General features: G+C 42.8%; 12 protein-coding genes. 2 read left to right on the forward strand and 10 right to left on the reverse strand.

What is annotated here, in order from left to right:
• Window positions 1-10: 10 nt before the first annotated feature.
• The 4 genes from nagA to IQ209_RS03165 all read right to left on the reverse strand — a co-directional run bounded on the left by nagA (window position 11) and on the right by IQ209_RS03165 (window position 4,511).
• Window positions 11-1,168 (reverse strand): N-acetylglucosamine-6-phosphate deacetylase, encoded by a 1,158-nt coding sequence (gene nagA, locus IQ209_RS03150; RefSeq protein WP_193848919.1) that lies wholly within the window; start codon window positions 1,166-1,168, stop codon window positions 11-13.
• Between the two features lie 24 nt (window positions 1,169-1,192).
• On the reverse strand, window positions 1,193-1,999 hold the full coding sequence (nagB, locus tag IQ209_RS03155) for a glucosamine-6-phosphate deaminase (RefSeq protein WP_193848921.1): 807 nt from the start codon (window positions 1,997-1,999) through the stop codon (window positions 1,193-1,195).
• A gap of 286 nt (window positions 2,000-2,285) precedes the next feature.
• Complete coding sequence (gene nagE / locus IQ209_RS03160; protein WP_193848923.1) at window positions 2,286-3,800, reverse strand: N-acetylglucosamine-specific PTS transporter subunit IIBC; 1,515 nt, start codon at window positions 3,798-3,800, stop codon at window positions 2,286-2,288.
• 531 nt (window positions 3,801-4,331) lie between these two features.
• Window positions 4,332-4,511 carry a hypothetical protein gene (locus IQ209_RS03165; RefSeq protein ID WP_193848925.1) on the reverse strand — a complete coding sequence of 60 codons (180 nt, stop codon included), beginning with the start codon at window positions 4,509-4,511 and terminating at the stop codon, window positions 4,332-4,334.
• Between the two features lie 97 nt (window positions 4,512-4,608).
• Here IQ209_RS03165 and glnS point away from each other — a divergent pair, with 97 nt between their 5' ends.
• Both glnS and IQ209_RS03175 read left to right on the forward strand, forming a co-directional pair.
• Window positions 4,609-6,276, forward strand: coding sequence for a glutamine--tRNA ligase (gene glnS, locus IQ209_RS03170; protein WP_193848927.1), 1,668 nt, complete (start codon window positions 4,609-4,611; stop codon window positions 6,274-6,276).
• A gap of 221 nt (window positions 6,277-6,497) precedes the next feature.
• On the forward strand, window positions 6,498-9,203 hold the full coding sequence (locus IQ209_RS03175; RefSeq protein ID WP_193848929.1) for a beta-N-acetylhexosaminidase: 2,706 nt from the start codon (window positions 6,498-6,500) through the stop codon (window positions 9,201-9,203).
• 158 nt (window positions 9,204-9,361) lie between these two features.
• Here the strand turns inward: IQ209_RS03175 and fur are convergent, their stop codons facing one another.
• The 6 genes from fur to IQ209_RS03205 form a co-directional block, all read right to left on the reverse strand.
• Window positions 9,362-9,811, reverse strand: coding sequence for a ferric iron uptake transcriptional regulator (gene fur / locus IQ209_RS03180; protein WP_193848931.1), 450 nt, complete (start codon window positions 9,809-9,811; stop codon window positions 9,362-9,364).
• A gap of 175 nt (window positions 9,812-9,986) precedes the next feature.
• Window positions 9,987-10,520 (reverse strand): flavodoxin FldA, encoded by a 534-nt coding sequence (gene fldA / locus IQ209_RS03185; protein WP_193848933.1) that lies wholly within the window; start codon window positions 10,518-10,520, stop codon window positions 9,987-9,989.
• A gap of 174 nt (window positions 10,521-10,694) precedes the next feature.
• Window positions 10,695-10,985, reverse strand: a complete 291-nt coding sequence (ybfE, locus tag IQ209_RS03190; RefSeq protein WP_074018441.1) for a LexA regulated protein — start codon at window positions 10,983-10,985, stop codon at window positions 10,695-10,697.
• A 181-nt stretch (window positions 10,986-11,166) separates the two neighbouring features.
• Entirely contained in the window at window positions 11,167-11,586 is a 420-nt protein-coding gene (locus IQ209_RS03195) for a type II toxin-antitoxin system HigA family antitoxin (protein WP_193848934.1), read from the reverse strand.
• Complete coding sequence (locus tag IQ209_RS03200) at window positions 11,583-11,861, reverse strand: type II toxin-antitoxin system HigB family toxin (protein ID WP_193849064.1); 279 nt, start codon at window positions 11,859-11,861, stop codon at window positions 11,583-11,585. Before IQ209_RS03200 ends, IQ209_RS03195 begins: the two co-directional genes overlap by 4 nt.
• Before the next feature lie 97 nt (window positions 11,862-11,958).
• Window positions 11,959-14,142: a type I secretion system permease/ATPase gene (locus IQ209_RS03205; protein WP_193848936.1), complete on the reverse strand. Its 2,184-nt coding sequence runs from the start codon at window positions 14,140-14,142 to the stop codon at window positions 11,959-11,961.
• Window positions 14,143-14,144: the final 2 nt, after the last annotated feature.

Genomic DNA, 14,144 nt, shown 5'->3' on the forward strand with positions numbered 1-14,144 from the left:
GTCTTTATACTCACGGTAGTTTGATTTTGTTTCCGTTAACAATGGTTTTGCAGATTTTGAAATCGTGAGTAAATGCAGTCAGGTTCGCTACCTTGCCGGATTCAATCGTACCGAGGTGTTTATCAACACCGATTGCGCGGGCTGGGTAAAGTGTCACCATTCGCAACGTTTCATCCAAAGCAATACCAACATGTTCCACACTATTTTTGACACAATCAATCATTGTGATTGATGAGCCGCTCAGCGTTCCATTTTCATCAACACATAAACCATTTCGATAATATATTGTTTTATTAGCAAAGGTAAATTGATCCATGGCATCGGGAGCAAGCCCGGCAGGAACGATGGCATCCGTTACCAAGATAAGCTTTTCATTTTTTAATCTCTTGGAATTGCGAACATTTGGCCATGATACATGCATTCCATCACAGATTATTCCGGCATAGACTTCCGGGGAATCATAAATGGCACTCACCAGCCCAGGCTGGCGGCCAGAAATCGCAGGCATGGCATTATATAAATGGGTAGAGAAAGTGATGCCATGTTGGAATCCATGACGAGCTTCCTCATAAGTTGCATTAGAATGGCCAGCAGAAACAGTAATACCCGCTTCGGCCAATTGCTGAATATATTGGCTTTCTACCATTTCAGGAGCGAGGGTGATCTTGGTAATAACATCAGCATTCCGGCACAGGTAATTAACCATTTCGGGGGTGGGCTTGCGAATATAAGCGGTATTATGAGTTCCTTTTTTTATTGGATTGATATAAGGCCCTTCCAGATGCAACCCTAATGCTTGATTCGGATTTTTTTGCAGATAGGTGCGCATCACTTCAATGGCTTTTATCATTAATTCATCGGGGCTGGTGATGAGGGTAGGCAAGAAACTGGTACAACCGTAGAGCTGGTTGGTTTTCTGCATAGTATGCAGAGTTTCTTCTGAAATATCTTCCAACCGTTCATTAAACTGGACTCCACCACAACCATTCACTTGTAGGTCAATAAATCCTGGTGCGAGATTTGCGCCTTGTAAATCGTGTTTTTCAATCTTTTCTGGCAACTCGTTTGCCGGACAGACTTGTTTAATCAAACCATCTGCAATAATGACGGCATGGTTATCGAGCCTGTCATATCCGGTATAAATAGTGCCATTGGTTAATGCATACATTGATATCTTAACTCCTGAATCAGTTTAGCTGGCGAATTCACTAACGATATTGGCCTCTAACTGGTGAAAATACTTCACTGTCTTTACTTTCAGTTCCATGGTGGCAGGTTCATCACAGACAATCAGTGATTTTGGATGCATCTGGAGACAACTGATGGTCCACATATGGTTGATATTCCCTTCTATTGCGGCTTGCAGGGCTTGCGCTTTACTCATACCGGTTGCCAAAATCATAATTTCTTCCGCATCCATTAAAGTACCGACACCAACAGTTAATGCATATTTGGGAACTTGTTCCACATCATTATTAAAAAAACGGGAATTGGCGGTCCGCGTTTCAATGGTCAGTGTCTTAATTCGTGTGCGTGAAGAAAGAGAAGAGGCCGGTTCATTAAAGGCAATATGCCCATCATTACCAACACCGCCCATAAATAAGTGTATCTTGCCATAAGCTTTAATTTTATTTTCGTAACGTCGGCACTCAATATCAATATCTTCCGCATTTCCATTTAACAAATTGATGTTCTCTTTTGGGATATCAATGTGATTAAAGAAATTTTGATACATGAATGAGTGGTAGCTTTGAGGATGATCTTCCGGCAGACCAACATATTCATCCATATTAAATGTCACAACATGCTTGAAGCTCACTTTTCCAGCTTGATACAGGGAAATAAGTTCCTTGTAGGTTGCCAGTGGTGTGCTGCCTGTGGGAAGCCCAAGAACAAAAGGGTGCGCAGAAGTTGGATTTAACTCATTGATTTTATTTGCAATGTGGTGAGCAGACCATCGACCAACATCACTTGCCGTAGTTAGGGGGATAAGCCTCATGATTACCTCTTAAAAAACATTCAATAAATTAATGAAGATCAGTTATGCACGATATACGTGATATTTGAGATATTTTAAATCTTAAAATAAGAGTTAAAATATGGCTAGTTTTTTATCATTATAAGATCGTATTATGACTTTATTTTAGGGTTTTAAAAGATGTTTTTTTTCATTATTAAAGAAGTGTATTTGTTATTTTTCTATTTTAAAACAAATGGATAAGCTGTGTTTACTATAGATAAAAAGGAACATAATTACGTTCCTTTTTTATTCTTATTACTGTAAATTATTCAGTTTTATCTGAGTGATTTAATTTCAACTGAGCTTTCACTTGTTCGGCAATACCTTCAGCTTGTGGGCCGAGGACAACCTGAATACTTTGCTTACCTATTTTTAAGACACCTTTAGCTCCTAATTTCTTTAATTGAGCCTCATCTAACCGGGTGTTGTCTTCTACAGTTAAACGTAGCCGAGTGATGCAGGCATCGACAGTACGAATATTGTCAGGCCCGCCGAGCGCACGGATATAGTGTGAAATCGCCTCTTTATCTTGAGATGCCGAAGTTGCTTTATCAGAATTTTCCTCTTCTCTGCCTATCGTATTCAGATTGAAAATGCGGATCATTAAGGTAAAGACAACGAAATAGATAACAAAGAACAGGATGATAAGTGGGATCAATATCCATGGTTTTGTTGCTAACCCCCAATTTAAGCCAAAATCAATAAGGCCAGCAGAGAAACCAAAACCGTGCAAGACACCCAAAGAGTTTGCAATTACCATGCTAACACCCGCAAGAATTGCATGTAACACATATAATACGGGAGCTAAAAATAAGAATGAAAACTCGATTGGTTCAGTAATACCTGTCAGGAATGATGTTAAGGCGACAGAAAATAACATCCCACCAATTTGAGGACGACGAGATTTTGGTGCAGCTAAATACATGGCTAAAGCCGCGCCAGGTAACCCACCCATAAATATTGGATAAGCCCAAGCCATATAAACCCCTGCATTGGGATCACCAGCAAAGAAGCGATTGAGATCACCACGAGTAAGATCACTCGCTACTTGAGTGATGTTTGAACCTTCTATTCCAGGTATAGCTGCTCCAATCGTGAGTGAGTGTGCTATATCAGGCGCCAGACAGATATTGTGCATTGCTCCTGCCAGATCGTAAGTGATTTTTATACAGTCACCTAAGCTGAACCAGAAAACGGAATGTAGGATATAGTGCAGGCCGAACGGAATTAAGGCACGGTTAAGAACACCATAGGTAAACCATCCAGCCATGCCACTTTTTGAAACTAAAAGGCTAAAATGATCAATACCATGTTGTACATATGGCCAGATATGCCCGCAAATCCATGCGAGGAAAAGGCAAATAATTCCGGTGATAATGGGGACTAAACGTTTACCAGCGAAAAAGGCTAAAAATTCGGGTAATTGGGTTTCAGAAAAACGGTTATAACAGTGGCCGGCAACAATTCCTGAGATAATACCGGCAAAAAATGACATATTGATTTTAGGATCAATAACGGTGGTTGCTTTTGTCAGAATAAAAAAGCCAACGACGCCAGCGAGTGCCGCAGCTCCACTGTTATCTTTCGCCAAACCAACAGAGATTCCTAGTGCAAATAATAAAGGCAAATTTTCAAAAATTCCGCCACCTGCACTGGCAATAAAAGCGATATTAAATACATCCGGTTGACCAAGCCGCAGTAGTAATGCGGCGACAGGAAGTGAAGCGATGGGGAGCATGAGTGCTTTTCCCAATCGCTGTAAGTAACTGAATATATCCATGATGCTCACCTGTTGTAGTAAATATTATCGGAGACGTTTCACTATTAACAGCACTTATTTTTAATCGAAAAATAAGAAAAAGCTATAGATAAGTAAGTAATTGTGATCGTTGTAGCGATCTTGATAAAAGTTAAAATGAGCACACTGTTGTGCTCATTTATCTGAAATTATTTACTTGCGTTATTATAAATGAAGTTTAGATACTATATGATAGTAAATGTTATCAACTTATTGAGATTTTTTAATAAAATCTATTAGCTCTTTCTTCAAGAATATCTTTTAACAGTAAAGAACTGAGATTTTTTTGTTGTGTATCGAATATGGATAATTTTTTATTATATATAGAAATTATTTTTCGTCAGTGACGTTGTATCGTATTCAAATTTATCTTCCAAAGAAAAATAAGTTGATGTTTCCACGTAGCTAAATGGTTTTTTATGTGGTGGTTTATGTGAAATTAAAAAGTATCTTCTATATTTTTCTTCATCACCTCAAATTAATGTTCTTGTTGGAATATCTATTTCTAATAAGCTAATTAATGAATAATTCGATATTTTTAAAATAATCTAATCTAGCAGTAGCAGAAAATAATAAAATTTCATCTTTACTCTTTTTCAGGAAATTAGTGATTGTTGATTCTTTGTTAACTAATTTCTTCAATCGGCTAAGATAAGAGCTGATTTCCCGCTTTTCCGTACTAACTTTACCCATTCCGCCATTTCCCACGAACAAAGTATTGTTTCTCGGTTCAGCTTATTAGATTATAGAAGGTTATGTTAAAGCGCTTTTTGCATTGAGGAAAAAAACGATGAGTGAGGCAGATGCCCGCCCGACAAACTTTATTCGTCAGATTATTGACGAAGATCTGGCAACTGGTAAACATACATCCGTACATACCCGTTTCCCACCTGAACCCAATGGTTATCTGCATATCGGCCATGCCAAGTCGATCTGCCTGAATTTCGGCATCGCTCAAGACTATCAGGGACAATGCAACCTACGTTTTGACGACACAAACCCCGTCAAGGAAGATATCGAGTACGTTGAGTCGATTAAAGCTGACGTCCAGTGGTTAGGGTTTCAGTGGAGTGGGGATATTCGTTACTCTTCTGACTATTTTGATACCCTGTATCAATACGCCATTGAATTAATCAATAAAGGCCTGGCGTATGTCGATGAACTGAGTCCCGAAGAGATCCGTGAATATCGCGGTACTTTAAAAGAGCCGGGTAAAAATAGCCCGTATCGTGATCGCAGCGTAGAAGAAAACCTGGCCCTGTTTGAAAAAATGCGTGCCGGTGAATTTGCTGAAGGCAAGGCGTGTCTGCGTGCCAAAATTGATATGGCATCCTCGTTCATTGTCATGCGTGATCCAGTCATCTACCGTATCAAATTTGCAGAGCATCACCAGTCAGGCAATAAATGGTGCATCTATCCGATGTATGATTTCACGCACTGTATTTCCGATGCGCTGGAAGGGATCACCCATTCCATTTGTACACTGGAATTCCAGGATAACCGCCGTTTGTATGATTGGGTATTGGATAACATTACGATTGATTGCCATCCGCGTCAGTATGAGTTTTCTCGCCTGAATCTGGAATATACGGTGATGTCTAAGCGTAAGCTTAACCAGTTGGTGACAGAAAAGATTGTTGATGGTTGGGATGATCCACGTATGCTAACTATCTCTGGATTACGTCGTCGTGGTTATACTGCGGCGGCTATCCGTGAGTTCTGCCGCCGCATTGGTGTGACTAAACAGGATAACAACGTTGAAATGGCAGCGTTGGAATCCTGCATTCGTGATGACCTGAACGAAAATGCGCCGCGTGCTATGGCGGTTCTTGATCCGGTCAAACTGGTGATTGAGAACATGCCAGAAGGTGAAGTCATTCTGACAATGCCTAACCACCCAAACAAGCCAGAAATGGGTAGCCGGGAAGTGCCGTTCAGCCGTGAACTGTATATTGACCGTGCGGATTTCCGCGAAGAAGCAAACCGCCAATATAAGCGCCTGGTTCTGGGCAAAGAAGTACGTCTGCGCAATGCTTATGTGATTAAAGCAGAACGAGTTGAGAAAGACGCGGAAGGCAATATCACTACGATTTATTGCCAGTATGACGAGCAAACCCTGAACAAAGATCCTGCCGATGGCCGCAAGGTTAAGGGAGTCATTCATTGGGTAAGCGCTGCACACGGCGTAGCAGCGGAATTCTATCTGTATGACCGTTTGTTCAGCGTGGCGAACCCAGGGGCAGAAGATGACTTCTTGTCTACTATCAATCCAGAATCGCTGATGATCCGTAAAGGATTTGTCGAACCGGGGTTGGCAAATGCATCGCCAGAAACAACCTATCAATTTGAGCGTGAAGGTTATTTTTGTGCTGATAGCCGCCTGTCAAGTGCTGATCATCTGGTCTTTAACCGTACAGTTGGCCTGCGTGATACTTGGGCAAAAATCTCACAAGAGTAATCATTTCACCAAGATAATGTGACCTCATACACAAAAAAGCGTGATTATTTTCACGCTTTTTTGTGCTTGATAACCTCGTAATGAAAATTAACTCCTTCCGCTAAGATTAAAAATTGCCTTATAGTCACATATTGTATAGGGTTATTGCCTGATCAAATTTGTACACTATTTACCCAAAAATTTACCCATCGAAAAAATAATAAGTTCGGACGAGGTAATTTATGAAACCCATTAAATTACGTACCTTGGCAGCATTCATCACGGCAGTTGGATTTATAGGCAGCGCTCATACAGAAATGACATCGGCCATGTCGCCGCAAAATCCAATGTCATCACAGCAGATCGTGGATTTGCTGAGCCAGTTAAAAGTGACTTTCAAAATCATTGATAATCAGGCGGGTTCACATGGTACAGATTGTGCCATTCTTGGCGCTGATTCGGCGGCCTGTAATCGGGTCAATATCATCTTGAGCAATGGTGATCAGGCAATCAATTCTTCTGATTGGGCGCTTTATTTTCACAGTATTCGCCAAATACTGAAACTGGATAATGATCAATACAAAATCACTCATGTTACGGGTGACTTACATAAACTGGAACCGACGAAAAAATTTACGGGCATCAAAGCCAATGAAAAGGTTGTGCTACCGATTATTGGTGAATATTGGCAGATTTACAGTACGGATTTTATGCCGCGTTGGTATGCGACTTCCGGTGATGCGAGGCCCAAGGTCTTGGCAAGTACCGATACGGAAAATATCAGCAAATTTTTATCTGATCTGGAAGGTGAACAGTGGAAACGAACCACAACGGATAACAATATCCTGATGACACCTGAAAACCGCTTTGCAAAAAACCAACAGGTGGCAACAATCAGTGAAGATAAGCTGAGAGGGCAGATTATTCCGACACCGAAAGCGCTTTCCGTTCATTCCCAGGATGTGGATTTATCCCGTGGTGTGAGATTAGAGTTGGGCGGATTGAGCGTCGAATCGATTAACGTGATCAGGGAGCGCTTCAAAGCCCGTGATATTAATTTAACGGATGAGGGTTATCGAATAGCGACCCAAATCAACGCAAGCCAATTTACCGGGCCCTGGCGAGTAAACGGTGCGTATTCATTGGAGATTACCACTAAAGGAACACAAATCGTCGCGTTTGATCAATCTGGCGTATTCTATGGTTTGCAGTCACTGTTTTCCTTACTTTCTGCCAATGGTATTCCAAAGATTGCGACACTGACGGCAAAAGATGCACCACGGTTTGAATATCGTGGTGTGTTCCTGGATGTTGGACGAAATTTTCATAGTAAAGAAGCTGTCCTGCGTCTGCTTGATCAAATGTCCCGCTATAAACTGAATAAATTCCATTTCCATTTGAGTGACGATGAAGGCTGGCGTTTGGAGATCCCTGGTTTACCGGAATTGACAGAAATCGGTAGTCAACGCTGCCATGATCTGAGAGAGACTCAATGCTTATTACCGCAGTTGGGATCAGGGCCGGATAGCAACAATATGGGAAGTGGCTATTTTAGCCGTCAGGATTACATTGATATTCTGAATTATGCCAAAGCCCGCCAGATAGAAGTGATCCCAGAAATTGATATTCCCGCTCATGCTCGTGCCGCAGTGGTGTCGATGGAAGCGCGTTATAAGAGGCTTATGGCACAGGGTAAAGAGCAGGAAGCCAATGAGTATCGTCTGCTTGATCCGACAGATACCTCGAATACAACCTCAGTGCAGTTCTATGATCGCCACAGTTATCTTAACCCGTGCATGGACTCTTCAAGGCGGTTTATCGATAAAGTGATTAGCGAAGTCGTTGCCATGCACAAAGAGGCCGGCCTGCCGTTGAATACATGGCATTTTGGGGGTGATGAGGCGAAAAATATTCGTTTGGGCGCTGGATATCAGGATAAAGATGGACCGATTGTGCCCGATAAGGGGATTATCAACCAGAAAATTGAAGACAAGCCGTGGGCAAAATCTCAGGCTTGTCAGAAAATGATAGCGCAAGGCGTCATTAAAGATGTTGATGAGCTTGCCAGTTATTTTGCTATTGAAGTCAGCAAAATCGTCAACGCCCACGGTATCAATACCATGCAGGCATGGCAGGATGGCCTGAAACATGCCAAATCGGCAACAGATTTCGCCACTAAACATGTTGCGGTGAACTTTTGGGATACCCTGTATTGGGGAGGTTATGATTCTGCCAATGACTGGGCGAATAAGGGCTATCGGGTTGTTATTTCCAGTCCTGATTATGTTTATCTGGACATGCCCTATGAGGTCCACCCGAAGGAGCGGGGCTACTATTGGGCAACTCGCTTTAATGATGAGGCGAAAATTTTCAGCTTTGCCCCGAACAATATGCCACAAAATGCTGAAACTTCGGTGGATCGTGATGGCAATTACTTTAATACCCATAGTAATAAACGCTGGCCGGGGGCTTATGGCATGTCGGGGCAATCATGGAGTGAAACCGTGCGTACCGATGAACAAATGGAATATATGATCTATCCACGCTTACTGCCGCTGGCGGAACGGGCATGGCATCAAGCGGATTGGGAGCAGAATTATCAGCATGGCAGGGAATATAAAGGTGGGATAACACATTATATTGATACGGCTCGTCTGCAACAAGACTGGGAACGCTTTGCCAATCTGATAGGGCAGCGTGAACTGGCTAAGCTGGATAGCGCCAAAATCACATATCGTCTGCCTGTGCCGGGCGGCAGAATTGTTTCAGGAACACTGGAAGCGAATATCGCATTACCGGGAGTGGTTATCCAATACTCATTGGATAATGGTAAAACATGGCAGGATTATAATGACAGACAACGGCCTCATGTTAGCGACAATGTAAAAATTCGCTCTGTCAATACTGATGGAAACCGTTTTAGCCGCATAGATGAAGTTAAGCTCTAACGATTGCCTTGGAAAATGAGGGCAATAAATTGATAAAGCAACCTGCCGATTAGCTTGATAATTAATCGGCAGGTTGCTTATCCAGAAGAACAACTTATTCAGATGAATAAATAGCAGAAGCGAATTATTTCAATTACTTCATTGTCAGCGCTTGTTTATCATGCTTTTTCATCATGAAGCGCGCTATCTTTGCGGCAATCACCATCAGCACAGTGGCCATATAAATAAAGACTGTGGTTTGAGAGCTTAATTCCATAACGCTCAGCGATGTTTTTCTGACGCTCTTCAATGAACTCATCATTAAATTCAATGACCTTACCGCAGTCGAGACAAATCAGATGGTCATGGTGATGTTGCTGAGTGAGTTCAAAAACCGATTTACCGCCTTCAAAATTGTGGCGTGTGACAATGCCAGCATCATCGAACTGGTTCAACACGCGATAGACAGTGGCGAGGCCAATCTCTTCACCGATATCAATCAGTTTTTTGTAGAGATCCTCCGCACTGACATGATGGCATTCTGGGTCCTGTAGCACTTCCAGAATCTTCAGTCGTGGAAGTGTTACTTTAAGTCCAGCATTTTTCAATGCTTTATTGTTGTCGGTCATGCGGATTCAGTCCTGTAACTTGAGTTAAGTGAACTTATGATACTTGGGGGTATCGTGAGGGAGTTTCATGTTGCTGATTATAGGCATGGATATTAAAAATGAAAACCATGCCTATTCATATATCATGACACATTATGCAAGAATAATCCTGCCTGAAAGGGCTTTTCTCTTCTTATTAAGCGCCTAGAATCTCTGACAGGCTCATTTCAGCCTTGATCTGTTGTACCCAGGCTTCAACGCGCTCATCCGTCAATTCTGGTTGACGATCTTCATCAATGGCCAGGCCAATAAAATGGTTATCGTCGGCCATACCTTTAGACGCTTCAAAATGATATCCTTCGGTTGACCAGTGGCCTACAATAATGGCACCACGAGGTTCAATAATATCGCGAATGGTGCCCATAGCGTCACAGAAGTACTCTGCATAATCTTCCTGATCACCACAGCCGAACAAAGCAACCAGTTTCCCGTCGAAGTTGATCTCTTCCAGTGTTGGGAAGAAATCATCCCAGTCACATTGAGCTTCACCGTAATACCAGGTTGGGATGCCAAGCAGCAGAATATCGAAGGCTTCAATGTCTTCTTTGCTGCTTTTGGCAATATCGTGGACTTCAGCAACATCAGCACCGCCCAATTTTTCTTGGATCATTTTGGCGATGTTCTCTGTGTTGCCTGTATCGCTGCCGAAGAATATACCTATCATTGCCATAAAATGGGTTAACCTCTTGTTTTATCTGTGTATTAAATCTATACACATCACGCTGAAATCAGCTAGAAAAATGTCAGTTTCGGTAACATGAAAAGCGTTATTTTGACCAAACATCCATGACAAATCTGTCAGATTTGTGTGGTGACACCGCTTCATTGTGTTTAATAAAAGCCGTCAGTCGGCAAGGTGATTTTTTTCTGTCAGTTGGGCTAATAACATTTGTTCAATCAATTCACTGCGGCTAATGTTGCGCTGTTTTGCCAGATGGTTTAGTGCATCGACGGCATCTTCATTAAGTTTGAGTTCCACTCGACGCAATCCTTTGACTTTATCTCGTCGCAACTGGTTGCGTTTATTGATTCTAAGCTGCTCATCCCTGGACAGCGGATTTGTTTTAGGTCGCCCAGGCCTGCGTTCATCTGCGAACAAATCCAGTGTGGTGCGATCAGTTTGTTCTTTTGCCATAAATTCAATTGATAATGGGCGTGTACCAATAATATAGCGGGCAATAATACCTTAGCTGGGCGCGTGTCGCTACTAGTTGATGGGAGAGATTGTTGGGATGGCTCAAATGACATTTACATTTCGGGTCAATAATACTTTGTATCATTTAAATGTGACCGCTTAGACGGTCACGGAACCCTCTTCAGAGAAATATATCAGGCTTTACGTTGAAGCGCTTGGAAAGTGCCTTAATATGCGCAATAGTTAATGAGCGTTTGCCTGAAAGAATCTGACTAATAAGTGATTTTGAGCCAATCTCTTCTTTCAAGTCTGCATAAGAAAGGCCATGTTGATCCATCAACACATGCAGTGCTGCTACCCCAGCAGACATATCATTCACGGCTTTGTTAAATTCGGTAAATCGTTCGTTGTTGTCTTCATATTCGGCGATTTTTGCGGTTAGGAAGTCTATCAGTGGGCTTTCATCATCGTTTTCGATGAGATAATCTACCATTGCCAGTGCATCTTGGTAGGCTTCTTCGGAAGTATTTCCCCCTAAAAAGGGAACAGCGGCCACCAGTACCTTGGTTGCTTCAAGCGCTTTGGTCGGTTCTGCAATCATTCTTTTGTCTCCCGATACCTCTTAGTTAATTTGTTATACTCTGCATGAGTAATTATATGCTTGACGTAGAAGCGTTGATTTACAAAATTTATATAGGCGATCATTCGTAAGTTATTCCCACCTATGTCTATTACCCACCATTTGTTTCGGTATTTAAAATTATCGAGGCTGGGGAACTGTTTCATTAGTTCCGTAGGGTTTTCATAGTATTTTTCTTTTAACAGCTTATATGTTGCAATAATCACATCCGCATCATTTGGGAAATTTTTCTGTATACAATGTCAGTGATGATATTTTGGGCGATATTTCTGGCTAAAATGATATCGAATTACGCTTTGAGAGCATCTTGTGATGCTCTGTTTTTTTCAATCATCACTGAGTTTGTTGATACCAAAGCTGTGCATATAAGCCATCTTGCTGCACTAAGGCATCATGTGAACCTGATTCAGCGATTTTTCCCAAATCCAAAACGAAAATCTTATCGGCATGACGGATAGTATTTAGCCGGTGAGCAATGCTGATTACTGTTCTGTTTCGGCATATCTCAGCCATATTGCTCATGATGGCCGCTTCAGATTCATAATCTAGTGCAGACGTGGCTTCATCCAGGATCAAGATTTTGGGATCACTCAGTAGCGCCCTTGCCAATGCGATGCGCTGCCGTTGTCCGCCAGAAAGATTGCCCCCTTTTTCACCAACCGGATGGGCAAATTTATGGGGGAACGCGTTAATGAAATCAACCGCGCCCGCTAAGGTTGCCGCCCGATAGACTTCTTCATCGCTGGCATTGGGTTTGCACAGGCGGATATTGTCCGCAATGCTGCCGGAAAACAGAATGCTCTCCTGCAAGACCACGCTCATATTACGTCGTAGTGATACCGGGTCGGAAATCGCTAAATCCATTCCATCCACCAAAACCTGACCGTGTTGTGGCACGTATAGGCGCTGTAATAAGCGGGTTAATGTACTTTTGCCGGAACCCGATGGCCCTGTAATACCAATAAATTCTCCGGCCTTAATTTCCAGTGACAGATTTGCCAGCACTTCTGGTGTATCTGCATGATAGCGGAAGCGTATATTGCGGAATTCAATCTGGCCTGCCAGTTCGGGGGCTGATGCCAGCCCTTGTTTACTGTTTTCCATTGGCTCATCAAGAATATCTCCCACCCGCCTCAGAGCGATCAGGGTATGCTGGAAGTCTTGCCAGACTTGCGCCAGTCTTAGGATGGGTTGGGTAACGTGCCCTGCCAGCATATTAAAAGCAATTAACTCACCTGGAGACAAATCTCCATCAAGCACACTTCGGACTCCCCACCACAACAGCAGGGCGGCAACCCCTTTTTGGATCAGCTCAATCCCTTGTCCCGCTGCAAGCCCGCTTTTTTGGGCGGTAAAGCGTTGGATTAACTGCTGGCTCAACACCTTTTGCCATTGGTATAAAAAGCGTTTTTCTGTCGCAGTGGTTTTGATGGTTTCAATACCCATAACTGCTTCTGTCAGGAAGCTGGTGGCATTGGCATCGGCTTCATACTCTTTTTCTACCTTGCGCCGAATAATGGGGCCGACGGCGATCCATAGCAAGAAATAGAGCACCAGCGAACTGATGACGAGCCATGTCAACAGGGAGGAGTAATGAAACATCACCCCCAGAAACAGAATGATGAAAATCAGGTCAAGCAATAGCATAAGGGTAGAGCCGGTCAAAAACTGGCGGATCTGCGCCATTTCCCGGACTCTGGCGATAATTTGCCCTGTTTGCCGTTGTTTGAAATAAGGTAGGGGTAATCCTACGAGATGGCGATACAGTTTGCCGGAGAGTTCAGCATTGATTTGGCTGGCTGTATGCCCAAACACGGTATTGCGCAAGAACCCATACAGAGGTTCTGCCAATGCCAGTGCCAGCATCGCCATCCCTAATACATGCAGGCTGGAAATACTCCGTCCAACCAACACCTTGTCAATGACATTTTCAAATAGCAAGGGCGCTGCCAGGGCAAAAAGTTGCAACACGATAGCAAACAGGAAAATATCCCGTAATTGGTTTTTTTGCCTGAAAATAGAGGGATAAAACCAGCTTAGTCCAAATTTAACCTGTTGCCTGGTCAGGGATTTATCCGCCACCAGTAACACCTTGTATTCGTTAGATTGGCTGCCACTTGTTTTTTCATCGTGCAATAATGCACGCACTTCATATTTTTCGGTGGCAGGATCGAACAACGTAAAAGTGTCAGGATGGATTTCTGACAATACCCACCAGCGCTGATCCAATTCAACCAATGCCGGTAAAGGTAATGTGGCGGCGGTATCCGGTGTCAGGCGTTCAAATTTGCTGCGTAACCCAATGGCATCCGCCGCTTCACGTAGCTGTGGATCTGTCAGTGCCAGGGAGTCCGCACCCAGAATATGGTGTAATTGTTCGACAGAAGCCACCTTGTGGAACTGTTTTCCTAAATGAGCGATACAATTCAGCGCATAATTGTTTGTATTTTCATCGATTGTGTTGTCGTCTGTTTGGTCTGTATCTGTATTACAGGTGAAGGTAAAAGTATCAGCCATGA

The sequence above is a fragment of the Xenorhabdus sp. BG5 genome (assembly GCF_015163665.1).
Lineage (GTDB): Bacteria > Pseudomonadota > Gammaproteobacteria > Enterobacterales > Enterobacteriaceae > Xenorhabdus.

Excerpts from the sequence above, each read along its gene's own strand:
- IQ209_RS03175 (WP_193848929.1), top strand. The coding sequence starts at position 6,498 with ATGAAACCCATTAAATTACGTACCTTGGCAGCATTCATCACGGCAGTT.
- nagE (WP_193848923.1), bottom strand. The coding sequence starts at position 3,800 with ATGGATATATTCAGTTACTTACAGCGATTGGGAAAAGCACTCATGCTC.
- ybfE (WP_074018441.1), bottom strand. The coding sequence starts at position 10,985 with ATGGCAAAAGAACAAACTGATCGCACCACACTGGATTTGTTCGCAGAT.
- IQ209_RS03195 (WP_193848934.1), bottom strand. The coding sequence starts at position 11,586 with ATGATTGCAGAACCGACCAAAGCGCTTGAAGCAACCAAGGTACTGGTG.
- glnS (WP_193848927.1), top strand. The coding sequence starts at position 4,609 with ATGAGTGAGGCAGATGCCCGCCCGACAAACTTTATTCGTCAGATTATT.
- IQ209_RS03165 (WP_193848925.1), bottom strand. The coding sequence starts at position 4,511 with ATGGGTAAAGTTAGTACGGAAAAGCGGGAAATCAGCTCTTATCTTAGC.
- nagA (WP_193848919.1), bottom strand. The coding sequence starts at position 1,168 with ATGTATGCATTAACCAATGGCACTATTTATACCGGATATGACAGGCTC.
- nagB (WP_193848921.1), bottom strand. The coding sequence starts at position 1,999 with ATGAGGCTTATCCCCCTAACTACGGCAAGTGATGTTGGTCGATGGTCT.
- IQ209_RS03205 (WP_193848936.1), bottom strand. The coding sequence starts at position 14,142 with ATGGCTGATACTTTTACCTTCACCTGTAATACAGATACAGACCAAACA.
- fur (WP_193848931.1), bottom strand. The coding sequence starts at position 9,811 with ATGACCGACAACAATAAAGCATTGAAAAATGCTGGACTTAAAGTAACA.
- fldA (WP_193848933.1), bottom strand. The coding sequence starts at position 10,520 with ATGGCAATGATAGGTATATTCTTCGGCAGCGATACAGGCAACACAGAG.